Origin of the sequence: Lewinella sp. JB7 (assembly GCF_024297185.1) — a bacterium.
Classification (GTDB): Bacteria; Bacteroidota; Bacteroidia; order Chitinophagales; family Saprospiraceae; genus Neolewinella.
The window spans coordinates 91,239-113,672 of sequence record NZ_JANCTD010000009.1 but is presented as its reverse complement, the minus strand read 5'-3'; the positions used below and the strand labels follow the sequence as shown (position 1 = coordinate 113,672).

Here is a 22,434-nt window from a genome sequence, read left to right as displayed (position 1 = left end):
CCCTTTTTTGGCGGGAACGCGGGTGCCGTGTTTTTGCGGGAAGCAATCCCCTCCGGTAGGCAAACCGTTGGGCGTCCGGAGAGCATCTGTCTGGTACCCGGGCGGTTATCCTCATATACCCGTACCGTCCGCTTTAGCGAGTTGGTTCTGCTCCCGCGCGCCGCCGCTACAGTTTGAGGAAACGGCGGGTAGCGAAGTCAATACCGTCGTGGACGCGGACGAGGTAGGCTCCGGGATTAAGGGAATCTACGTTCAGCGCGATCATACGGTCGCCGGCGCTATCCTGCTGCAGGACTACCCGGCCGGAGAGGTCAAAGACGGACAGTACGACGGCCGTCTCCGGGCTGGCGTGGAAAATCTCCAGTTCCAGGGGGCCACCGGCGTGTAGGCTGGGGACCAGGGCGAAGTCCAAGGTGCGTTCCGGCCCGAAATTTATGGAGGCGATGGGGCTGTAGCGGTAGAACCCGTCGAAATCGATCTGTTTTACGCGGTAGTAATTCAATCCCGCGGCGGGGGAACGGTGGACGTAATTGTAGCCGCCGGACTGGCGGGTGAACTGGTTGCCGATGAAGTGCCGCAGGGTCGAGAAGTGCACCCCGTCCGTACTGTGCTCCAGGTAGAAGTGGCCATTCCGGGCGTCGGTGGTGATGTCCCACTGGAGCCGGACGTCCGCCGGAAATACCTCGGCCTCGAATTGGGTGAAGGTGACCGGTAGGCTGGCGTATACCTGCTGGATGCAAGAGGATTGACAGTCAAATTGAGCACAGCCGCTCTGGGCCGCGCAGCCACAGCCGTCTTCTTTGTCGTTCAGCGATCCCAGGTCCGTAACGTTGCCGCCGCCCAGGACGCTGGTGGCGTTGCCCGAGCTCGCCGTGGCTACCATGATGTAAAGATCAAGCGGATCGATGTTGGATGGCACCCCGAGATGAACCAGGGGCAGGGGCACGGTGACGAATTGGGGATCGGAAGTACCGCAATTGCCGGAGGATGCGGCGCAGGCATTTTGCACGTCCGCCACGCTAACGCACTGGTTGCAGATTGCCGCACCCAACGCCGTAGCGCCGTCGACGTCGTAAACGCTAACCCCCTGCTTGCCCCCCTTATTCGCGAACTGCACTTCCCGCTCAAAGCCAGCATTGCCACAGGTACTGTTCGTGTCCACGCCCGCCCCGAAAGAAGCATCCGTATCTACCAAGAAATTGTACCCGAAATTACCCTGGGGCGGCTGGGCCAACCGGAAGCGGAGCAGAATGTACTCATCGCCGCTGGTGGGGATGCCCGGCGTGGGGTCGATGATGTTGAAGAAAGCGTAGTCGCCACCGTCCGCGTCCTGAATGAGATCGGGGTTACCACAGTTGGGGGTAATGTCCGAATCCACTTCACTGACGTCCGGAACTTCGAACCATCCCGACGTGCTGTTTGGAATAGTCTCAAATTCGGCCATTTCCGTAGTACCGCTCGTGAAGACGGCCCCGGATTCCGTAATGTAGCCGTCGCCATCCGGGTCGAGGAGGGCGTCGTATACGGTGTTTGTGTGAGCCTTAGTGATGATTCCCGGACTGCACTGCGCGTAGCCGGGGAGGGGGCACAGCATCAGCAGGCCCAGGGTCAGGGGTAAGGTTGAGTTTCTCATGAGTAAGTTCAACCTCCCGTGACGGTCGTGGCTCAAGACCGCTAAGCCGGGCAGTTGATTCAGTTTGTTAGGCGTGTCGGTAATACTACTTTCGCAAGGGGCAAAAGATTAAGTTTCTGGGAATCGGCGGGCTGCGCTCCGGAAAATAATTACCGGACGGCGCGGTGAGTGATACAACGATAGCGCAAGAACGGACGGTCATCGAATGATTCAATCCGATGACGGGGAAAAGTTAGATTAGGCAAACTCCGTCCCTACTTTTGTGTAACGGCGGGTCACACGCACTATTGCTCCTTAAGGTAAAATTTGTGATGACACCGATCGCCGCTTATCGCAACCCTCGCGCACAATAACTACCTTAGCCGCTGCACCGACTGATACCATTGCCTACATGCGTACCTCGATTTCCATCGTTCTGCTTCTAGTGTTCGGTCGGTGCCTGGTAGCCCAACAGTGCAGCGGGAATCTGGGGGAAAACATCTTCACGGACGGTGATTTCGGCAGTGGGGCAGCCAACATACCGGCCACCGATCCCGGCATTGCTCCGGGATTTCGCTACCAGACCAGCCCGCCACCAAACGACGGTTTCTACACGATAACCAACGATATGGGCCGCTGGCAACAGTCTTTCGGGTCCTGGAGACGCTTCGGAGATAACAGCAGCGATCCGAACGGTTACATGATGATCGTAAACGCCAGTTTCGAACCGGGGCTGTTCTACGAACAGGTCGTCGACAGTCTCTGCGAGAATACGCTCTATCAATTCTCCGCCGACATCAGCAATATTCTGCAGCGGGGCAGCAACATCATCCTGCCCAACGTATCCTTTCTGATCGATAATCAGGAGTACTTCACCACCGGCAACATTCCCGAGGACGAGCGGTGGCATACTTACGGCTTTACCTTTACCACCCTGCCCGGCCAAACCTCCGTGACCCTCGCGCTCCGGAACAACGCCCCCGGCGGACAGGGAAATGACCTGGCCCTCGACAACATCAGCTTCCGCGCCTGCGGTCCCGAGGCCCTGATCCTGCCCCTGGAGGTCGCCAACATCTGCGAAGACGGCAACCCCATCGACCTACGCGCGACCATCAATGGCGACCAATTTCCCACGCCGGCCCTGCAGTGGCAACGCAGCGACGACGGGGGCGGCACCTGGTCGGACCTGCCGGGCGAACGCGATCGCACCTACCGACACCGGGAACTGAGCAGCGGACGCTATTACTACCGCTATCTCCTGGCTAATAGTGCCGCCAATCTGGAGAGCAGCAAGTGCCGGATCGTCTCGAATACCAAGGTGGTGAACGTCGTACCCAAGCGCTACACGGTAGTGGATACGATCTGCGCCGGACTGACGGTGACCGTCGGCACCTCCGTCTACGATAGCAGTGGCGTGTACGTGGATAGCCTACGTTCCTCCCTGGGCTGCGACAGCATCGTCCGCCTGGATTTGACGGTTGTAGCCGATCCGGGACTGACCGGTTACTTCTCGGTCGCCGATCCAAGTTGTTCGTACACCACCGACGGCAGGGTCGTGCTGGACAGCATCGGGGGCGGCCGTTCACCCTACGGCTATACTTTCGGTGGCCGTCCGGCGGAGCTCACCGTACCCATCGATTCCCTGGGGGAGGGAGCCTACGCCTACCGACTCGAGGACCGGTACGGCTGTACGACCGAAGACACGGTTCGTCTGCGCAGTCCGTTTCCCTTCACCGTCGACCTGGGGGCTGACCGGACGCTGGTGCTGGGCGATTCCACGGAACTCTTCGTCAGCGGTACGCAGCCCATCGTCGGGTACCGGTGGAGTCCGGAGGGCCTGATCGTCTGCGATTCGCTTTGCTCCGCGGTCGTGGTACTCCCCCCCCGGACGGTCACCGTCGGTTTACAGGCTACCTCCGATGACGGATGCGTAGCCAGCGACTCCATTACCCTGCAGGTGACGGCCGACCGGTTGGTGTACATCCCGAACGCGATCTCTCCGAACGGCGATGGTCACAACGACCGCTTTGCCGTATTCGGTAAATCGCCCAATGTGCTCGGAATCGTCAATTTGCGCATCTATAGCCGGTGGGGGGCCGAGGTCTTCACGGGATCGAACCTGGCAGTGAACGACGAAAGCGGTGGCTGGGACGGAACGATTGGGGGACGGCCGGCACCGGTAGGTACTTACGTCTATGTAGCCGACATCGCTTTTTTGGATGGTGTGGTGCAGCGGTATTCGGGCAGTTTCGTCGTGCTGGAGTAAATCTGTAGCGACGGCTTCAGCCGTTTCGCTGCCTCCGTGTAGCGAATGCTTCAGCCGTTACGCTGCCCCCAACGCCTCGCCGCCCCTAACCCCCACCTTTACCGACAGTCCCTCCCATTCAGTCGCATAGGCCACTAATAGGCACCCGATTGAAGCAGTAACCGCGTTTCCGTAGCTCGCGTAGGTTATACAGCCGGACGACTCAAGTCATCGCTACACGGGCACCGCCGCCCCGGTAAAGTCATGCAGCCGGACGACTCAAGTCGTCGCTACACTGCCCCGCCGGCCCGGCAAGGTCGTACAGCCGGACGACTCAAGTCGTCGCTACACGTGCCTCGCCGCCCCGATAAGGTCGTACAGCCGGACGACTCAAGTCGTCACTACACTGCCCCACCGCCCCGATGAAGTCGTACAGCCGGACGAATCAAGTCGTCGCTACACGGGCACCACCGCCCCGATAAGGTCGTACAGCCGGACGACTCAAGTCGTCGCTACACTGCTTCACCGCCTCGATAAGGTCGTACAGCCGGACGACTCAAGTCGTCGCTACACGGGCCACGCCGCCCCGGTAAAGTGAACTAAAGCACGGTCTAACGGATAATTCCCGTCAGGTCTTATCTTTGCCCCCGCTAAACGCAACCCTGACGCATGAAAGACCTCTTCGACAAGTTCCGCGAATTCAAGGGCCCCCTCGGGCAGTACCAGGACGTAGCCCACGGCTACTTTTCCTTCCCCAAACTAGAGGGAGAGCTCGGGCCGCGTATGACCTTTCGCGGAAAGGAGTGTATCATCTGGAGCATCAACTCCTACCTCGGCATCACGAACCACCCCGACGTACGCAAGGCCGACGCGGAATCCGCCGCCGAGTACGGACTGGCTTACCCCATGGGCGCCCGGATCATGAGCGGCGAGACCGATGCCCACCTGCAACTCGAGCAGGAGCTCGCCGATTTCACCCAGAAGGAAGCGGCCCTGCTACTCAACTTCGGCTACCAGGGCATCATGTCGGTCGTCGACGCCTGCCTCACCCGTCACGACGTGGTGGTGTACGACCGCGACGATCACGCCTGTATCATGGACGGTATCCGCATGCACCAGGGCCCCAAATATGCCTTCAAGCACAACGACATCGAGCACTTCGTCGTGCGCATGGAGCAAGCTAAGAAAGAAGCGGAGAAGCGCGACTCCGGCATTCTCGTCATTACCGAAGGCGTATTCGGCATGCGCGGCGAGCAAGGTATCCTTAAAGAGATCTGCGAATACAAGGAGAAGTACGGCTTCCGCCTCCTGGTCGACGACGCCCACGGCTTCGGTACGATGGGTGAAACGGGCGCCGGCGCCGGCGAAGCGCAGGGCGTACAGGATCAGATCGACGTATACTTCAGCACCTTCGCGAAGGCGATGTCGGGCTTCGGTGCTTTCGTAAGTGCCGACCGGGATATCATCGAGTTCATGCGCTACAACCTCCGCAGCCAGGTTTTCGCCAAGAGCCTCTGTATGCCGATGGTCAAGGGGGCCCTGGCCCGCCTGAAACTACTGCGCGAGCAACCCGAACTGCGCGAAAAACTGTGGAAGAACGTCAATCACCTACAGGACGGACTCCGCGAGGCCGGTTTCGACATCGGCAATACCGGTGCCTGCGTTACGCCCGTATACATGAAGGGTAGCCCCTACGAGGCCGGTGCCCTTATTTACGACATGCGGGAGAACTACAACATCTTCTGTTCCGTCGTGCTGCCCCCGGTGATCCCGAAGGGCCAGTTGATCCTGCGACTCATTCCCACGGCCGAGCATACCGCGGAGGATATCCAGACGACCATTGATGCCTTTAAGGCCGTGCGTGGCAAACTGGAAGACGGGTCCTACGAGAAGATGGGCCAGATGTTCCGCGCCGGTGAGATCAACGTCGTATAGGGACGATGTCGGCCGGGGCGTCAGGTAAACTCACGGTTTGGAGGCGGCGCTACAGCAGGACCTCCCGGTACAGGATCGGTTCGCGGTATTCGCGCTTCAGGCTGTAGCGGATCACGTCGAAGGCCGTGACTACGCCCTTCAGTTTGCCATCGAGATTTACGACGGGCAGGGTCTTGAAACGGCGGTCCATAAAGAGTTCGGCGGCCGTACCGACCTTATCCTTCGGGGCCAGCTTCACGACGTGCACGTTCATGACCTCACTGACGGCGCGATTTTCGCTGTGTCGGTTGCGGCGGCAGTCGCGCCACATGTCGTAGGAGGTGATCAGGCCGAGGAGACGTCCCGTACTATCGACCACCGGCAATTGCTGGAGTTGGTTGCGCAGCATGATCTTTGCTGCATCTCCGACGGACTGAAAGGGGTAGGCGGTTACTACATCCGTCGACATGATCGTCCGCACTTCTTCGTTCATCATGACAGTTGAATTTGCGGCTTTCCGGGGTGAAAGTAATATAAGGCTTTCCCGTCAACATCCCGCCGCCGTCCCGTGTAGAAATTGAACCTTTCGCCCCTCACTTTCGTCACCTCCCTATGGATCCCGTCCGCGCCACTTACCTCGCCGCCCTCTGCCTCATTCTGCTCGGAGCGGTACTCACCTGGCAGACGGGCGACACCTACACCTGGCTCATGCTGCTGCCCGCCATCGCCGCCGCGGGCGTGTACACTCTCTCCCCCCAGATTCGGTGGTGGTACTGGAAGCGTAACCCGCCGGACCTGCCGACCGACATGGCGCCGATCCTGGAGCGGTTTCCCCTTTACCGTACGCTTGACCTTGCGGGAAAACGTGATTTTCGGCGGCGCGCCTTCCTGATCCGGGAAGCGACGGAGTATACGGGCATGGCCATCGAGAACATCCCCCCCGACGTTCGCCTCATGGTCGCGGCATCGGCGGCGACGGTAACCTTTTACTGGGAGGAATTCCTCATTCCGGGCTTCGAGAACGTCGTGTTTTATCCCCACCTGTTCCCGACCCCCGAGCACGACCGGCTACACTCATCCGAGTTGTACCCCCCGGACGGCGTCATCATTTACACCCTCAACTACTTCGTGCGCTCGGTGGTGGAACCGGACAAGTACCTGCACCTCGGCATCTACGAATACAGCCGGGCGTTGTTCCATACGGCTCCCGGGGTGCGGACGGCGCTTCTCCCGCATACCCTGACCTACCCGGAAGTGGAAGCCCTGACCGGCTTTTCCGAATCGGCTCTCCGTGAGTTTATCGGCCTGGAGGAATTGGACCTCCCCGCGATTACCCTGACTATTTTTCATACCCACGGCCCGATCTTCGCGCAGCGTTTTCCGGAAAAAGCGGGCGGCGTAGCGCGGGAGCTGGCCAACGGCACTCCGTGAGCCGGGCGGGTGAGCGCGATGTCTAAGTTATTACCTTTAGTGTTTGCTTTATGGAAGAACCCAGCACCCGCGACCCCGCCCGAAATGCCGGCAACGAACTGAAGGCCAGCCCGGAGGCCCTAACCGACCCGACCGGTGAAGAGCAGTCCAGTCATACCCTGCCGCCCGAGGACCGCGTCGATCTGGAAGGTCTGCACGAAGCCGCCGGACGGATCCGGTCGGAGGTGAGCAAACTCATCGTGGGGCAGCGCGACCTCATCGACCTACTCATCGTTTCCCTGCTGGCCGGAGGGCACGCGCTGGTGGAAGGGGTCCCCGGGATCGCCAAGACCCTAACCGCCCGCCTGATCGCTAAAACGGTGGACGCCGACTACCGTCGGATCCAGTTCACCCCCGACCTAATGCCGAGTGACGTAACGGGAACCACCGTACTGCAGGCATCCGGAGCCCGTTTCGTGTTTCATCCGGGGCCCGTATTTGGCAACCTTATTCTCATCGACGAGATTAACCGGGCGCCAGCCAAGACTCAGTCGGCTCTTTTTGAGGTCATGGCCGAGCAACAGGTGACCATCGACGGCACCACCCACGCACTGCCCGACCCCTTTTTCGTAATTGCCACCCAAAACCCCGTCGACCAGGAGGGCACCTACCGCCTGCCGGAAGCCCAGCTCGACCGCTTTCTCGTGCGGATCGTCGTGGAGTACCCGGGGCAGGAAGACGAGCGGGAGATCCTGCACCGCTTCCGCAGCGATTTCCGGCAACGACGGCAGACGGAGGTCCAAACCGTGCTGTCGAAAGAAATGGTGGCCCGGTACCGGGGCGTAGTCGAGCGCATCTTCATCCGCGACGAATTGCTCGACTACATTGCCGCGCTGGTGTACCGTACCCGGACGCATCCCGCTCTGTACCTGGGGGCCTCACCCCGGGCCTCGCTGGCGATTCTCCGACTGGCCAAAGCGGTGGCGGCCCTGGACGGTCGGGATTTCGTGACCCCCGACGATATTCAACTGGTCGCCTTCCCCGCCCTCAACCATCGCATCATCCTTACGCCGGAGCGGGAGATGGAGGGCTTCGACACCCGCGACGTGATCCGGGAGATCCTGGAAGAACTGGAAATTCCGCGCTAGGAAGCCTTACCGCAGATCGAGCATATTTCCCATGCGGAAGCAGCGGCGGCAGCGGGCCTCGTAGAGATCCTTTTCGCCCAGAACCACCGTATCCGTATCCGGAGTAAGGCGGTAGGAGTGGGTCGCCAGATTACCGCAGTGGGAACAGATAGCGTGTACCTTCGTGATGTACTCCGCTACGGCGAGCAGATCGCACATCGGTCCGAAGGGCTTGCCCCGAAAGTCCATATCGAGGCCGGCGATGATGAGCCGCTTGCCCCGGTGGGCGAGCTCCTGGGTGTGCTTGACGACCTCCTCGTCGAAGAACTGGGCCTCGTCGAGTCCGATGACGGTAACTTCGTCGGGCACGTCGAGCAGGCTGGCCGACCGGGCAATGGGAGTGGCCACGAAGCTGTTACTATCGTGGGATACTACGCTTTCCTCGGCATAGCGGGTGTCGACGCTCGGCTTGAAGACAGCCACCTTCTGCCCGGCAATGCGCGCCCGTTTAAGGCGGCGGATCAGTTCCTCCGTTTTGCCCGAAAACATCGAGCCGCAGATAACTTCCAACCAGCCGCTGCGTTGACCGCTGAAGTGAGGTTCTAAAAACATGAGGACCGCCGTATTTTGGCGGTCGAAGGTATCAAAATTAAGCCAGCCTATGTCTCCGTCCAAAGCAGATCGCATTCTTAGCCGCATCACCGCACTGCACCACAGTTTACAACTGGACAAGGATGAGAGCGGCCCCTCCACCCTGGAGCGCGACCTGATGCTTGGCTACCTCCGCGAACTTTACGATCTGTACCTCAATGCCGGGGAGTCCCAGCAGCGTGTACGGAAGGAACTGGAGAAAACCACGCCCCCCGCACCGCCGCCGACTCCCACGCCCCCCGCGCCGGAGCCGGAAGTTAAGCCCGCGCCGGAGCCGGTAAAGGAAACCCCGCCGGCGCCGCCGCCGGTGCCCGAAGCACCCGTGCCACCGCCGCCCGCCCCCGCCTACGCTACCCATACGGCCAAGATCGCGCCGGAGCACAACCGCCCCGCCCCCAACCCGCCGCAACCCGCGCCCCAACCGAACCTGAGTCCCGACGTCGATGCCCTGTTCAAGGAAGTAGAGGCCAACGGCTTTTCCAACCGGCGTATGCAGCCGAAGGTCAATGACCTCACCCGCGCCCTCAGCATCAACAACCGCGTACTCTTTTCCAACACTTTGTTCGGCAACAACGACGAACTAAACCAGGCCCTGAAGGAGCTCAACCTGAAGGGCAGTTTCGCCAACGCCCGCCCCCAGCTGGCGGACCTGGCCCAACACCATCACTGGACGGACGAGGATCGCCAGGAAACGGCCCGCGAATTTATCGACCTGGTCCGGCGGCGGTATGTTTAAAACGGCCCTTTACGTATTGATCTTTCTCGTGGCGGGCTTCACGGCCTACCTCTACGTCCAGGCCGGAAATTCGGAGCAAATGACTCCGACTATCGGCTTCGTCGAACCGGCCATAGACACCACCACCATCGCCTTCGGTAGCTGCAACCGACAGGACGAGTCGCAGGAATACTGGACCACGATCGGTCGCCATACCCCCGTAGCGTGGCTCTGGCTGGGCGATAATATCTACTCCGATACGGATAATATGGAGCGGATGGCCGCGGATTACGCCACGCTCACCCAGTCGCCGGAATACGCCGCTTTCGTAGCGGCCACCCCGGTCATTTACGGTGCCTGGGACGACCACGACTACGGCAAAAACGACGCCGGCAAGGAGTGGGTCGCGAAGGACGAGGCGAAGGCCCTGATGATGGACTTCCTCGGAGTACCCGCCGCTGCCGACGTACGCCACCGCCCGGGCACTTATCAGGCCTATTCGATCGGCGATGTGCGGGTGATCCTGCTCGACACCCGCTACTTCCGGGACGCGCTGGCTCCCCCCCTTCAGTCCGGCCACCGCTACGGCCCCAATGAGAATGGCGATATCCTCGGGGAGGCGCAGTGGACCTGGCTGGAAGACGAACTGCGCAACAGCACGGCAAAGGCCCACCTCATCGCAAGCAGTATTCAGGTTTTACCTACGGATCACGGCTACGAAAAGTGGGCCCTCTTTCCCACCGCCCGCAGGCGACTGCTCGAACTCCTGGCGGAAGTGCGTCCCGCTCTTCCCCTGCTGCTCAGCGGCGACCGCCACCTCGCGGAATTTACGAGGGATAGCGTAGGCGACTACTTTATTTACGAAATGACTTCCAGCGGGCTCACCCATGCCTACGAGAATGCCCGCGAAACAAACGACAAGCGAATCGGACCGCTGGTCACCGAGCGCAATTACGGGCTACTCCACTTTACAACAACCGCCGAGGGTCTCAAACTCGCCGCCGAAGTCCGGGCGCTCGACGACGACGCGGTCGTATCTTCTATGTACCTCGCCGAAAACCCGACGAACAAAACCGGACACGGCACCCTTGCACCCACAAAAGATCCCGTGTCGCAAAGAACCCTCAAGCCCTGTCCCGATTCACCCAACTGCGTAAGTACGCAATCCACCCAGACAAAGAAAAAACGTGATCCTATTCCCTTTACCGGCACGGCGCAGGAAGTCCGGGAGAAACTGAAGCGGGTGGTGGGCGGAATGTCGCGCACTACGCTCCTCGAGGAGGACGGCAATTACCTGCATTACACCTTCCGGACCTGGCCCATTCCCTATATCGATGATGTCGAATTTCTGATCGATGCCGAGAGAAAGGTGATCGACTACCGCAGCGCCAGTCGGGTGGGGCATAGCGATCTCGGCGTGAACAGCCGGCGCATGGCTAAGGTAGTGGCGGCCATGAAAGAAGAGTGAGCCGGCAGACTCCGTGTTTAATCCGTGCTCATCCGTGGTGAAGCGTCTCGGACTGGAGGCCACTCGACCTTGCAACATTCATCTCCGTGTTTGATCCGTGCCCATCCGTGGTGAAGCGTCCCGGACCGGTGGCCACTCAACCTAAGAAGATCCGTGAGCCATCAGTGTCCATCCGTGGTGAAACCATCCCTAAATCCCGTCTCGGGCTACAAGCCGCTCGACCTAACATCCGTGTTTGATCCGTGCCCATCCGTGGTGAAGCGTCCCGGACCGGTGGCCGCTTAACCTTGCAACATTCATCTCCGTGTTTGATCCGTGCCCATCCGTGGTGAAGCGTCTCGGACCGGTGGCCACTCAACCTAAGAAGATCCGTGAGCCATCAGTGTCCATCCGTGGTGAAACCATCCCTAAATCCCGTCTCGGGCTACAAGCCGCTCGACCTAACATCCGTGTTCGATCCGTGCCCATCCGTGGTGAAGCGTCCCGGACCGGTGGCCGCTCGATCTGAAATCGTCCAGTAGCTCGGCGTGCAACGCCCCGACCTTAGTAGAAATACGTGCGGTAGTAAGCCCACCACTCATCCCCGTGCTTGATCAGTAGAAAGATGAAGAGGATGAGCAGACCGAGCAGGGCAAAACGAACGGCCCGGGCCACGCGGCGATTCTTTTCCCCCCGACTACGGTAGCGGTGTCTGGTCGACTGTCTTCCCATGGAGTAAAGATACGTCCGCTAGAAATCCAGTTCGATCGTGTCGCCGGGTTTAATGGAATCCTTACCTCCCTTTCCGTTCAGTTTAGCCGTACCGTTGGGAGACTTCTTATTGTCGGGGGCTTCTTCCGTCGGGAGAAAGGGGTCATTCAGTTCCTTCACGGAGAGTAGTTTGCCGTCGTGAAGGCGATTACCGAGTGATTTCCACCCCTTCACGTCGATAAACTCCCACAGCTTGACGGTGCGCTCCTTCTTCTCCCGTTTTTCCCGCCAGGCGTAGGACACCTCCGGACTGGGATGCACGGAGGCCAGGTAGAGTTTGGTCTGTTTGTGGTCGGTAAGGAAGCTAAAAGCCTGTCCCGGGGAGCTGGTTTCAATGTTAAACCGCTTCACCAGCGTCACGCCGCGTTCTCCCTCGAAGTACACCGCGCTGACAACCATGTCTTCCTCGTACTTTCCGATGTAGTAGAGGTTAGAAGGGTCGTAGCGACGGGTGAGGTCAAGTTCTTCCCGCTCGTAACTGCCGTCCTTATAGAGCGCCAGGAGTAAGTCGCCGGTATCGAATCCGCCGAGGAACTGTCCGCGCTCGTCAAGGTTAAGTCGGCCGCTCACTTCGTCCATCCATACGCGCATCGCGCCGAGGGTGCTCTTTCCGACTTCCTTTAGCGTGACCTTACGGACGGGGTAGCGGGTCATGATGTTGCCCGCCGCTCCGCGGCTCTTGATGGCAAGATCGGCGAAATCGAAATCGAAGGTTTTCTGCCGCGCCTTCGACGACTGGCTCAGTTGCGCGGTGATGATCTCGGCTTCTCCGTTCGGGTTGGCACTGAAGTAAAGCAGCTTCGACCCCTTATGGCCCTTGGTAAGGTCGTACTCGCGGTCACGGGTAATGGCCGTTACGTTAAATCGCTTGGCCATGGCGCGGCCGGTCTTCCCGTCCAGGTACACCATATTGTAGGTAGTGCGTTCATCGCCCTTTTTCCACACGTTGACGTGGATAATATCCTTGCCCACGAATGTTTTGTCGGCGATGCGGGTCACGACCAGGGTACCGTCCTGCCGGAAAACGATGATGTCGTCCACGTCCGAGCAGTCGCATACGAACTCTTCCTTCTTAAGGCCCTGCCCTACGAATCCTTCCTTGCGGTTGACGTACAATTTGGTATTGTTAGCGGCAACGGCGGCCACTTCGACCTTTTCAAAAGTGGAAATGGTCGTTTTGCGTTCGCGCCCCTTACCGTACTTATCGAGCAGCCCCTGGTACCAACTGATGGTGTACTCCGTCAGGTGAGCGAGGTCGTGGCGTACCTGCGCCAGTTCTTCTTCGAGCTTCACCATCAGCTCGTCCGCCTTGAAGCTGTTGTACTTGGAGATTCGCTTGATGCGAATTTCGGTAAGACGGGTGATGTCCTCCTCGCTGATGTCGCGCAGGAGCAGCAGGCGTTGGTCGTTGCGCTTTTTCTTCTCCTCGGGTTCGCGAACGTACTTCTTCAGGCCGGTACGGATGAGCTCCAGCACCTGTTCGAAACTTTCCGCTTCCTCGATGTCCCGGTAGATGCGCTGCTCGATGAAAATCTTCTCCAGGTTGGCGAAGTGGATCTTCTCCTCCAGCTCTTTTTGCCGGATGAGGAGTTCCTGCCGCAGCAAATCCTTAGTCTGCTGGGTGTTATACTGCAGTATTTCCTCAACGGTAACAAAATGGGGCTTATCGCCTTCGATGATCACGCAGGCGTTGGGCGACACCGAAAGCTCACAGCCGGTAAAGGCGTAGAGCGCGTCAATGGTCACGTCGGGGCTGATGCCCGGTGCCAGCTCGATCAGCAGTTCGACCTCGGCGGCGGTATTATCAACCACCTTCTTGATCTTGATCTTACCCTTATCGTTGGCCTTAATGATGCTGTCGATCAGGGTCTGGGTCGTCAGTCCATAGGGGATCTCGCGGATGGCGATGAATTTGTTATCGATCTTTTCGATCGTGGCACGAATCTTAATGCGCCCACCCCGCTTCCCGGACTGGTAGTCGCTCACGTCCACCGTACCGCCGGTGGGGAAGTCCGGGTAGATCTTCACCTTCTTCCCCTCCAATATCTTGATGCTGGCCTTACACAGCTCCTGGAAGTTGTGGGGCATGATCTTCGTACTCAGACCAACCGCGATGCCCTCCGCTCCCTGGGCAAGGAGCATGGGAAACTTCATGGGCAGGTTGACCGGCTCGTTCTTCCGCCCGTCGTAGCTCAGCTGCCATTCGGTGGTCTGGGGATTGAACACCACGTCCAGCGCGAATTTGGTCAGTCGCGCCTCGATGTAGCGACTGGCGGCGGCGGAATCTCCGGTCAGGGTATTACCCCAGTTGCCCTGGGGGTCGATGAGGAGGTGCTTCTGCCCCATATTGACCAGCGCGTCGCCAATGGCGGCATCCCCGTGGGGGTGGTACTGCATCGTCTGGCCGATCACGTTGGCGACCTTGTGGTAGCGGCCGTCGTCCATTTCCTTCAGGGCGTGAAGAATGCGGCGCTGTACGGGCTTGAGACCATCCTCGATGGCGGGTACGGCACGCTCGAGAATGACGTAGCTGGCGTAGTCGAGGAAGTAGTCCTCGTACATTCCCTTAAGGCCGGTGACCTCGCCGTTCGTTTCTGTTCCGTGTTGATTCTCCATTCCTGCGGTTAAGACTTAGCGCGGTCGCTGGACCGCTTACTACTTCGCTGCCGGAGGCAGCATTAAACTCTCGCGGTCAGAGACCGCTTTTTACCATCGCGGTCGGAGACCGCACTGTACTTTCGCTGCCGGAGACCGCACTGTACTTTCGCTGCCGGAGGCAGCATCGGACACCGCTGCCGGAGGCAGCATCGGACACCGCCGCCGGAGGCAGCATCGTACCGGAGGGCGAAGATAATGAAAATCGTTTTACTAACAAAATGTTTGAAACGGTGATCGTGCCGGCTCCCGGGATCAATCCCCGATCGGTGATCCGTCAGGTAATTCGGGGGCGGCTACCGGCTCGTAGCTATCCGGGTTGGCGAGGAAACTGCGGACCAATTGGTGGAGGTAAAATTCCTGATCCGTCGCCCCGTTTTCGGTTTTCAACTGATAGTTTCTGAGCTGAGAGAGGGCAGCCGCCGCCACGGCATCGCTGATGTCTTTATTCGCGGCGAGTTGGATGAGGTGATGCACCAGGCGTCGCTCGGCTAGCCGAGCGAGTTGCCGGGCGTAGTCGTCACCCGTGTTGTTCGCGACCTGGCGGGTGGTGAAGGCGCGAATACCGTCGAGATAGTCGGTCAGCGACGGCATAGCCCCCCCAAACAGTGCCCGCTGCTCGACCACCCGTGCGAGGCGCTCGGCGCGGAGGAGGAAGGAAAGGGTATTATCCGCTGCCGACTGCGCCATGGCCAGAGGGTCCAGGCCGCCGCCGTTCCGGGTATTGAACAGCTCACGATTGCGGCCGTATCCGTAGGCGGGTGGGGGAATGAGCTTGTAAAGATTCGTCGGCAACCGTAGAGCATCCGGAGACAGGGTGGCCAGCAGGACTTCCGTAGCGGTCCGTTGCAGCGCCGGGGCGGTGGGTTTGTATTCCGGTGTCTTACCCGCTTCCCGCACGCCGTAATCGTAGGCGTATCCGCCGATCATCTTCGAGACCGCCTCCACCTGGTAGCGGTGCATGAGGTAAAGCGGCACCAGTACGCTCTCCAGTTCGGAAAGGGGCATACCCACGGGGATATTCTTTTCGCTGAAGCGCTGTAGGGCGACCTTCCGCAGTTCGAGCAAACGATTCATTTCGGCTACGGGGTCGCTGCCGTTATCCCAGAGGTGTCCTTCGGGCTGACTGCTGCCGGGCGGGCGGGCGTCGGGATCGCTGATGTAGCGCAGGCCCAGTCGTTCGTTTTCCGCCAAAATCTCCCGCAAACCGGCCGTTTCGGCGGCGTCATCGGGGTAGTCCGTGTACCCGTACTTGATCGTTTGCTTATCCCACTCGCCAATGCCGGTGGCGTAGGCCCGGCTAAAGTCGATCTCCCCGTCTTCGGTCAGGGTCACGTAGGGGTGGGGGTAGTCCATTACGGAAGCCCGGTCGTTGGTACTGGCGGCGAAGTTGTGGGCCAGGCCGAGGGTGTGGCCGACCTCGTGGGCGCTCAGTTGCCGGAGGCGGGCCAGGGCCAGTTCCTCCAGACGGGGATCGGGAGTGGTGCCGTCCTGGCCGTACGCTTCAATGAGCCCCTGAGCAATGAGGAAATCCTGGCGTACCCGCAGGCTACCCAGCAGCACGTGTCCCTTGATGATCTCGCCGGTGCGGGGGTCGGTGACGGAGGATCCGTAGCTCCAGCCCCGGGTGCTGCGGTGCACCCAGTTGATCACGTTGTAGCGCACGTCGAGCGGGTCGGCATCGTCGGGCAGGACCTCGACCCGGAAGGCGTTCTTGTATCCGGCGGCCTCGTACGCCTCATTCCACCAGCGAGCACCTTCGAGGAGGGCACTCTTTACGGGCTCGGGGGCACCACGGTCGAGGTAGTACACGATCGGCTCCACCGGTTCGCTCACGGCCGCCGTAGGATTCTTTTTCTCCAGTCGGTGGCGGGTGATGAAGCGCTTAACCAGCGGCTGGTCGATCGGTGTAGCGTAGTCGGCGTACCCCCGGGCGTAGTAGCCGGAGCGGGGATCGAAAACGCGGGGAGTATAGCCGTCGTCGGGCAGTTCTACGAAGCTGTGGTGCATACGTAGGGTGAAGCTTTCGCTATTGGGGGCTACACTACGCACGTTCCTGCCCGTCGGCTCACCGGTAAAGGTGATGGACGCCTCGAATTCGGTGTTTTTGGGAAAGTTCTTCGTGTTTTCCGGGTACAGGGCGCTACGATCGTCGCTTACTTTGTAGGTGCCTTCCTTGCCACGCTTGAGTTTGGCCGCCACGCCGTGGGCATCGCTGAGCAGGAGGGGCGTGAGGTCGATCAGAACGGTTTCTCCGGTCTTGGCAACCACCTTGAAGCCTTCTACCACCGACTGGGCAAAGGCTTCCTCCACGCTCCGGGCCTCGGCCGGATTATCGGAAATGGCGCGGTATTCCAGGTTCCGTTGTTGGAGTAGCACCTTTGGTCCGACCCGCCGGAAAAACACGACACGCGTATCACCGAGTTGATTACGGTCGAGGCCGATGTCGTTGCTGCCGAGTCCGGCGGCCAGACTGTTGACGTAGAGAAAATCTTCGTTCCAGCGGGCTATTTCGAGGTATACTTTCCCCTCTTCGGCACTCCAGTAGTAGGGGTAAAATCCGTCGTGCCGTTCCATCGATTTCGTTTTCTCGGCAATGGTCGGCGTCTCCTTCTTCTCCTTTTCCTGGGCGGCTAACGGAAGGACGAAGCACAGAATTAAACCTAACAGGAGCGGTCGCAAATACGGCATACGGTAGATGGGGTTGGGACGGGCAACAAGATAAGGCGGGGACGCGGGAGCAAGGTGCTGATTGACCGGGTAAAGAAGGTCGATCCCTGCTAGGCGACCCGGCAAGGTGGGCAGGCAGGGCAGGGTCGGCTTGGAAAGCCTCAACCTTAGGGTGATGTAAGGTTGAGCCCTTCTAGGGCGACCCTGCGAGACGGGCAGGATAGGACAGGGTCGGCTTAAAAAGCTACAATCTTAGAGTGATGTAAGGTTGAGCCCTTGTAGGGCGACCCTGTAAGACGGGCAGCTAGGACAAGGTCGGCTTAGAAAGCCTCAGCCTTAGGGTGACGTAAGGTTGAGCCCTTGTAGGGCGACCCTGCGAGACGGGCAGGATAGGACAGGGTCGGCTTAAAAAGCTACAATCTTAGAGTGATGTAAGGTTGAGCCCTTGTAGGGCGACCCTGTAAGACGGGCAGCTAGGACAAGGTCGGCTTAGAAAGCCTCAGCCTTAGGGTGACGTAAGGTTGAGCCCTTGTAGGGCGACCCTGCGAGACGGGCAGCTAGGGCAGGGTCGGCTTAACAAGAGTCTCGGACCAGAGGCCTCTCGACCTTAAGGCCCCTTCCGCGTACCAAGGTTGAGCCCTTGTAGGGCGACCCTGCGACACGGGCAGGTAGGGCAGAGTCGGCTCAAAAAAGTCTCGGACCAGAGGCCACTCGACCTTAAGGCCCCTTCCGCGTACCGAGGTTGAGCTCTTCCAGGGCGACCCTGCGAGACGGGCAGGTAGGGCAGGGTCGGCTTAGAAAAAGTCTCGGACCAGAGGCCACTCGATCTGGTGCACGAGCGCAGCGAGCATCCCCGCAAATTGTAAATTGTAATTTGAATATTGTAAATCCCTCCCTCCTCCCTTGTACGCCCCCCGCATCCCCCGCCACGTTACCCTGCGCCACCTCCTCCGCCTGGCCCGACGGCCCATACCCGTGTTCACCGAATTGCTGAATCGCTACGGGGACAACTTTATTCAGGAAGTCGGCGGCTCACGAACTACTCACTTCACCCGCGACGCCGAGGTCGCCCGCCACGTTCTCCAGCGCAACCACCGCAACTACGAAAAGAGCGAGATACAGACCGGCCAGATGGGCAAGTATCTGGGATACGGGCTCCTCACCAACTCCGGCGACGACTGGCTCCGGCAGCGACGCCTCATCCAACCCGGCTTCCACCGCCAGCGCCTCGCGGCACTCACCGGTGAGATGCAGGGTGTGATCGAAACGGAATGCGCCCGGGTAGCCGGAAGCGGCCCCGTCGATCTGTTCTCCTTTACGCGGCAGGTCGCCTTCCGCATCATCGTACGGGCGCTGTTCACCGACGGCTTCGGGGAAGCCGACACGCGCCGCCTCCACTACATCCTGGATAAACTGCAGGCATACATCATTTACCCCATTCGTTTGCCCTTCCTGCGGGGTCCGCTACGTTGGCTAGGCCAGGAAGCACGTCACTTGCGCCTCGCGGCGGAAAGTCGTCAACTGATCCGGGACCACATTCACCAGCGCAATCACGGCTCCCGCGGTCCCGCCCCAAAGGACGACCTGCTCCAAATGCTGCTCGACAGCCGCTACGAAGACACGGGAGAGGGGATGGACGAACAACGGCTGATCGATGAGATCCTGATCCTGTTCGCCGCCGGCTATGAGACCAGCGCCAACGCCCTGGCGTGGACCATCTGGCTTCTGCTGCGCCACCCCCACGAACTCGCCCAACTGCAGCAATCCCCCGATCCGGACTACCTGACCCAGGTGATTGAGGAAAGCATGCGGCTTTACCCCCCGGCCTGGATCACGGATCGCGTCGCCCTCGACACCGACGAAGCCGGCGGCTTTACCCTCGATGCCGGCGTTACGATCGGCGTGTTCATTTACGGCATTCACCACTCCCCGCGCTACTACGACGCTCCGGAAGAATTCCGCCCCGCGCGCATGCACCCCAACCGCAAAAGGGAGCGCCACCCCTTCAGCTTTATTCCCTTCGGCGGCGGACCCCGGCAGTGCATCGGCAACCACTTCGCCATGCTGGAGATGCAGTTGCTACTGGGGCACCTGCTGCGGCACTACGATATCACCTCCGCGGGGCCCCTCCCCGACCTAGAGCCCAAACCCTTCGTCACCCTGCACCAGGACCGGCCGGTGACCGTACGCATCACCCCCCGATCGGCAAAAACGTAGTAGCTTCGGTCCATGCGTGTCCTACCCCTTTTGCTGCTCCTGCTGGCCGCCTGCAAACCGCCGGCCGTCGCCCAGTCCAATACCCCGGTTCGCTTCATTCTCGACGCCGATACGGCCAACGAGATCGACGATCTCTACGCCATCGCCTACCTCTTCGGGGAGAAGAGGGTCGACTGGCTGGGCCTCAGTTCCGCCCAGTGGTTCCACCACTATTCGGGGGATAGTACCGTATACCAGAGTCAGGTGCTGAACGAGGAGTTGCTGGCACTCGCCGGTCGGACGGACCTCCCGCATCCCCTCGGCGCGGACAGCATCATGGGCATGCCCTGGGGCGGCTACGAAGCCCGCAATAGTCCGGCGGCTCAGTTTATCATCGAACAAGCAAGGGGCGGTGGCGCGGGAGCGGAGAAACTGGTCGTAATGTGCATCGGTGCCTCCACCAACCTCGCCTCGGCGATCGCGTTGGCCCCGGACATTAAGGAGCGGATCAAAGCCTACGTTCTCGGCTTCCAGTACAACGCCGAAGGCGGCTTCTGGAACAAGGACGAATTCAACATCCGCCGCGACCTGAACGCCGCCAATTACCTGCTGAACGCCGAAGGACTGGAGCTGCACGTCATGCCTACCTCCACCGCCATCCAGTACCAGTGGGACCGCGATTCGACCTTCGCCCGGCTCGACCGCAGCGGGGCCGTCGGCGCCCACCTCAAACGCCGCTGGGAAACCTTCAGTGACGCCCGCCGGTGGACCATGTGGGACGTGGCCGCCCTCCAGGCTTTGCTTAAACCCGAGCAAGCCACCGAAATAGAGGTGATGACCCCGCCGGAGAACACCCAACGCCGGGTGTGGGTATATACCGACATCGACGAGGCGGCCATGGCCCGTGACTTCTGGCAGCGACTGCAATCTGAATGAACCTGATCCGCACCACGCCCGCCCATGGGGGGTACCAAAGTCTGGTGACCGCCCTCGACCGGGACCTCGCCGTTACGGACCAGGACGACCATGCCTTCTACAGCCAGTTCAACAAATCGGATAAGATCCCGTACGTCGTCGTGGTGGAAGAAAACGGACAAGCCATCGCCTGCGGAGCCCTCAAGCCCTTCGACGACCGCAGTCTGGAGGTGAAACGCATGTACACCGCCCCGGGAGCCCGGGGCCGGGGCATCGCCGTCAGCGTTCTCCGGGCCCTCGAAGCCTGGGCCCGGGAACTGGGCTACCACCGCTTGGTACTGGAGACCGGGAAGCGGCAAACGGCGGCCCTGCGGCTCTACGATAAGTACGGATTTGACCGGATGCCCATCAACTACGGGCCCTACCGCGATATGGAAAATAGCGTGTGCATGGAAAAGATCGTGGACCCGGGCCCGGTTTAGCCCCGCCGAAAGCCGTTATCTTCCGTAGGCTTCCGTTCAACCTTCTCCGTCGTGCAACGCATTATTCCCCCCTTCTTCGTCTTTGCCTGCATTCTGCTCATGCTGGCCCTGAACGCGTGGTTGCCGCTGGCGGACCTGCTGGCCGGCGAGGGTCGGGGCAGCGGCGTCGTGATCATGGTGGCCGGTCTGGCAACGATCGTGACCGTCGGTCTGCAACTGCTTCACTTCCGAACGGAAATCCACACCTTCCGCCGGCCCCGCCGGCTGCTGCGGGGCGGGCTCTTCCGCATCAGCCGTAATCCGATCTATCTGGGCTTCCTGATGGGCCTGATCGGGGCATGGGTCTTCTTGGGCACTCTGTCACCGGTGGTTGGTCCCCTATTGTTTTTCGTGGCGGCTAACTACTGGTACATCCCCTTTGAGGAGAACATGTTGCAGCGGGAGTTCGGAGCGGAATACGCCGCCTACCGGCAGCGGGTACGGCGGTGGATCTAGGACTCAGGCGTTCGCCGGATCCCCCTGGAAGTAGAAGCCTAGTCCGCGCTCCAGTTCCGGAGGAAGGTCGGGGAGCGATGAGCGAGGGATCAGCAGGGAGCTGATGTTGTGCAGGTCGCGGAAGATCTTATGCCGTTCTGCGGTGCGTGCCAGGTAGTCGTGGCCGGAGGAGCCGCCAGTGCCAATCTTGTTGCCGATCATGCGCATGACCATCTGGGCGTGGCGGTAGCGCCAGGTGGTGAGCCCCTCGTCGATGTTGAGCAGCTCCGTCAGCAGGTTGAAGGGGATATTGAGTATAGGCTGGTCGCGGTAGAGATTGATAAGCAGGGCGGCAATGGTGGCATCGTAGGACAGCCGGGCCTCCCCGGCTGCGATCATGCGTTCGTGTTCTTCCCGGTCCAGGACGTGCTTGAAGTAGGTACTGCTGTCGCCGACCATGCGCAGGCGCATTTCCTTCATGGATGCGTCGAGTCCACTGTTTTCGATCTGCGTACGTTCGTGATCGATCATGCGATCGACGGCGGCGCGGTAAGCGGCCAGGAAGTCGAAGCCCTGGAAGCGGAGGAAGGGCGTCCGCTCCAGCCACTTTTCGATGAGTTCGAAGAGGCTGCCCCCGGACTCGATATGGTGTAGACGGCCCTGCTGCGCCTCGTCGAACACGATCTTATACGATTTGCCGTGGTAGGTGAGCCGGTCTTCTTCCCGCAGCCCGAGGGTAGCTTCCACCATCCGGAACTGTACGCTCTGAAAGCCCGAGGCGGGGAAGAGGTAGTCGCGGAAATCAAGAAAGTCGAGGGGCGTCATCGTTTCCATCACTTTGATCTGCTCGATGAGAAGGTCGATGATGGTGGTCACGCGTCGCAGGCGCAGCAGGACGGTGTGCATGTTGTCCTCCCGCACCCGTTCCTCGCGGAAGAGCAGTAGGACGGAATCGAGTTCGGTCAGGATCTGCTTAAACCAGAGTTCGTACACCTGGTGCATGATGATGAACAGCGTCTCGTCGTGGGCATCCACGCCAGCCGCGACGCTGCGGGGGCGCTGGAGCTCCAGCAGGGCATCCAGTTCCAGATAATTGTGGTAGTGGATCGTAGTGTATTTGTCGGCCTTACTCATGGGCCTAAGGTAAGGG

17 protein-coding genes are annotated in these 22,434 nt (G+C 60.2%); 10 read left to right on the top strand and 7 right to left on the bottom strand.

Annotated features, from left to right (window positions below; translation table 11 throughout):
• Positions 1-166: 166 nt before the first annotated feature.
• Entirely contained in the window at positions 167-1,633 is a 1,467-nt protein-coding gene (locus tag NMA52_RS15830) for a T9SS type A sorting domain-containing protein (RefSeq protein ID WP_254828676.1), read from the bottom strand.
• 391 nt (positions 1,634-2,024) lie between these two features.
• On the opposite strand from NMA52_RS15830, the gene NMA52_RS15825 reads away from it, so the two are divergent.
• Together NMA52_RS15825 and NMA52_RS15820 are read left to right on the top strand one after the other, a co-directional pair.
• Positions 2,025-3,878, top strand: coding sequence for a gliding motility-associated C-terminal domain-containing protein (locus tag NMA52_RS15825; protein WP_254828675.1), 1,854 nt, complete (start codon positions 2,025-2,027; stop codon positions 3,876-3,878).
• Positions 3,879-4,526: 648 nt separating this feature from the next.
• Positions 4,527-5,792 (top strand): pyridoxal phosphate-dependent aminotransferase family protein, encoded by a 1,266-nt coding sequence (locus NMA52_RS15820; protein ID WP_254828674.1) that lies wholly within the window; start codon positions 4,527-4,529, stop codon positions 5,790-5,792.
• A 49-nt stretch (positions 5,793-5,841) separates the two neighbouring features.
• Here the strand turns inward: NMA52_RS15820 and NMA52_RS15815 are convergent, their stop codons facing one another.
• Positions 5,842-6,267: an HPP family protein gene (locus tag NMA52_RS15815; RefSeq protein WP_254828673.1), complete on the bottom strand. Its 426-nt coding sequence runs from the start codon at positions 6,265-6,267 to the stop codon at positions 5,842-5,844.
• A gap of 116 nt (positions 6,268-6,383) precedes the next feature.
• On the opposite strand from NMA52_RS15815, the gene NMA52_RS15810 reads away from it, so the two are divergent.
• Positions 6,384-7,202 carry a zinc-dependent peptidase gene (locus NMA52_RS15810; RefSeq protein WP_254828672.1) on the top strand — a complete coding sequence of 273 codons (819 nt, stop codon included), beginning with the start codon at positions 6,384-6,386 and terminating at the stop codon, positions 7,200-7,202.
• Between the two features lie 50 nt (positions 7,203-7,252).
• Positions 7,253-8,329, top strand: coding sequence for a MoxR family ATPase (locus NMA52_RS15805; RefSeq protein WP_254828671.1), 1,077 nt, complete (start codon positions 7,253-7,255; stop codon positions 8,327-8,329).
• 6 nt (positions 8,330-8,335) lie between these two features.
• Here the strand turns inward: NMA52_RS15805 and NMA52_RS15800 are convergent, their stop codons facing one another.
• Entirely contained in the window at positions 8,336-8,920 is a 585-nt protein-coding gene (locus NMA52_RS15800) for a thymidine kinase (protein ID WP_254828670.1), read from the bottom strand.
• Between the two features lie 49 nt (positions 8,921-8,969).
• Here NMA52_RS15800 and NMA52_RS15795 point away from each other — a divergent pair, with 49 nt between their 5' ends.
• A complete protein-coding gene (locus tag NMA52_RS15795) occupies positions 8,970-9,695 on the top strand; it encodes a hypothetical protein (protein WP_254828669.1) in 726 nt (241 codons plus the stop codon).
• Positions 9,688-11,142 (top strand): DUF1499 domain-containing protein, encoded by a 1,455-nt coding sequence (locus tag NMA52_RS15790; protein ID WP_254828668.1) that lies wholly within the window; start codon positions 9,688-9,690, stop codon positions 11,140-11,142. Before NMA52_RS15795 ends, NMA52_RS15790 begins: the two co-directional genes overlap by 8 nt.
• A 543-nt stretch (positions 11,143-11,685) precedes the next feature.
• Here the strand turns inward: NMA52_RS15790 and NMA52_RS15785 are convergent.
• The 3 genes from NMA52_RS15785 to NMA52_RS15775 form a co-directional block, all read right to left on the bottom strand.
• A complete protein-coding gene (locus NMA52_RS15785) occupies positions 11,686-11,853 on the bottom strand; it encodes a hypothetical protein (RefSeq protein ID WP_254828667.1) in 168 nt (55 codons plus the stop codon).
• An 18-nt stretch (positions 11,854-11,871) separates the two neighbouring features.
• A complete protein-coding gene (locus tag NMA52_RS15780) occupies positions 11,872-14,508 on the bottom strand; it encodes a DNA gyrase/topoisomerase IV subunit A (RefSeq protein ID WP_254828666.1) in 2,637 nt (878 codons plus the stop codon).
• A 294-nt stretch (positions 14,509-14,802) separates the two neighbouring features.
• Positions 14,803-17,238, bottom strand: a complete 2,436-nt coding sequence (locus NMA52_RS15775) for a zinc-dependent metalloprotease (protein ID WP_254828665.1) — start codon at positions 17,236-17,238, stop codon at positions 14,803-14,805.
• An 882-nt stretch (positions 17,239-18,120) separates the two neighbouring features.
• On the opposite strand from NMA52_RS15775, the gene NMA52_RS15770 reads away from it, so the two are divergent.
• The 4 genes from NMA52_RS15770 to NMA52_RS15755 are packed head-to-tail and all read left to right on the top strand — an operon-like array spanning position 18,121 to position 21,305.
• Positions 18,121-19,434, top strand: a complete 1,314-nt coding sequence (locus NMA52_RS15770) for a cytochrome P450 (protein ID WP_254828664.1) — start codon at positions 18,121-18,123, stop codon at positions 19,432-19,434.
• A 12-nt stretch (positions 19,435-19,446) separates the two neighbouring features.
• Positions 19,447-20,349 (top strand): nucleoside hydrolase, encoded by a 903-nt coding sequence (locus NMA52_RS15765; protein WP_254828663.1) that lies wholly within the window; start codon positions 19,447-19,449, stop codon positions 20,347-20,349.
• A complete protein-coding gene (locus NMA52_RS15760; protein ID WP_254828662.1) occupies positions 20,346-20,810 on the top strand; it encodes a GNAT family N-acetyltransferase in 465 nt (154 codons plus the stop codon). Before NMA52_RS15765 ends, NMA52_RS15760 begins: the two co-directional genes overlap by 4 nt.
• 51 nt (positions 20,811-20,861) lie before the next feature.
• A complete protein-coding gene (locus NMA52_RS15755) occupies positions 20,862-21,305 on the top strand; it encodes a methyltransferase (RefSeq protein WP_254828661.1) in 444 nt (147 codons plus the stop codon).
• Between the two features lie 3 nt (positions 21,306-21,308).
• Here NMA52_RS15755 and NMA52_RS15750 read toward each other — a convergent pair whose 3' ends face one another.
• Positions 21,309-22,418 carry a tryptophan 2,3-dioxygenase family protein gene (locus tag NMA52_RS15750; RefSeq protein ID WP_254828660.1) on the bottom strand — a complete coding sequence of 370 codons (1,110 nt, stop codon included), beginning with the start codon at positions 22,416-22,418 and terminating at the stop codon, positions 21,309-21,311.
• Positions 22,419-22,434: the final 16 nt, after the last annotated feature.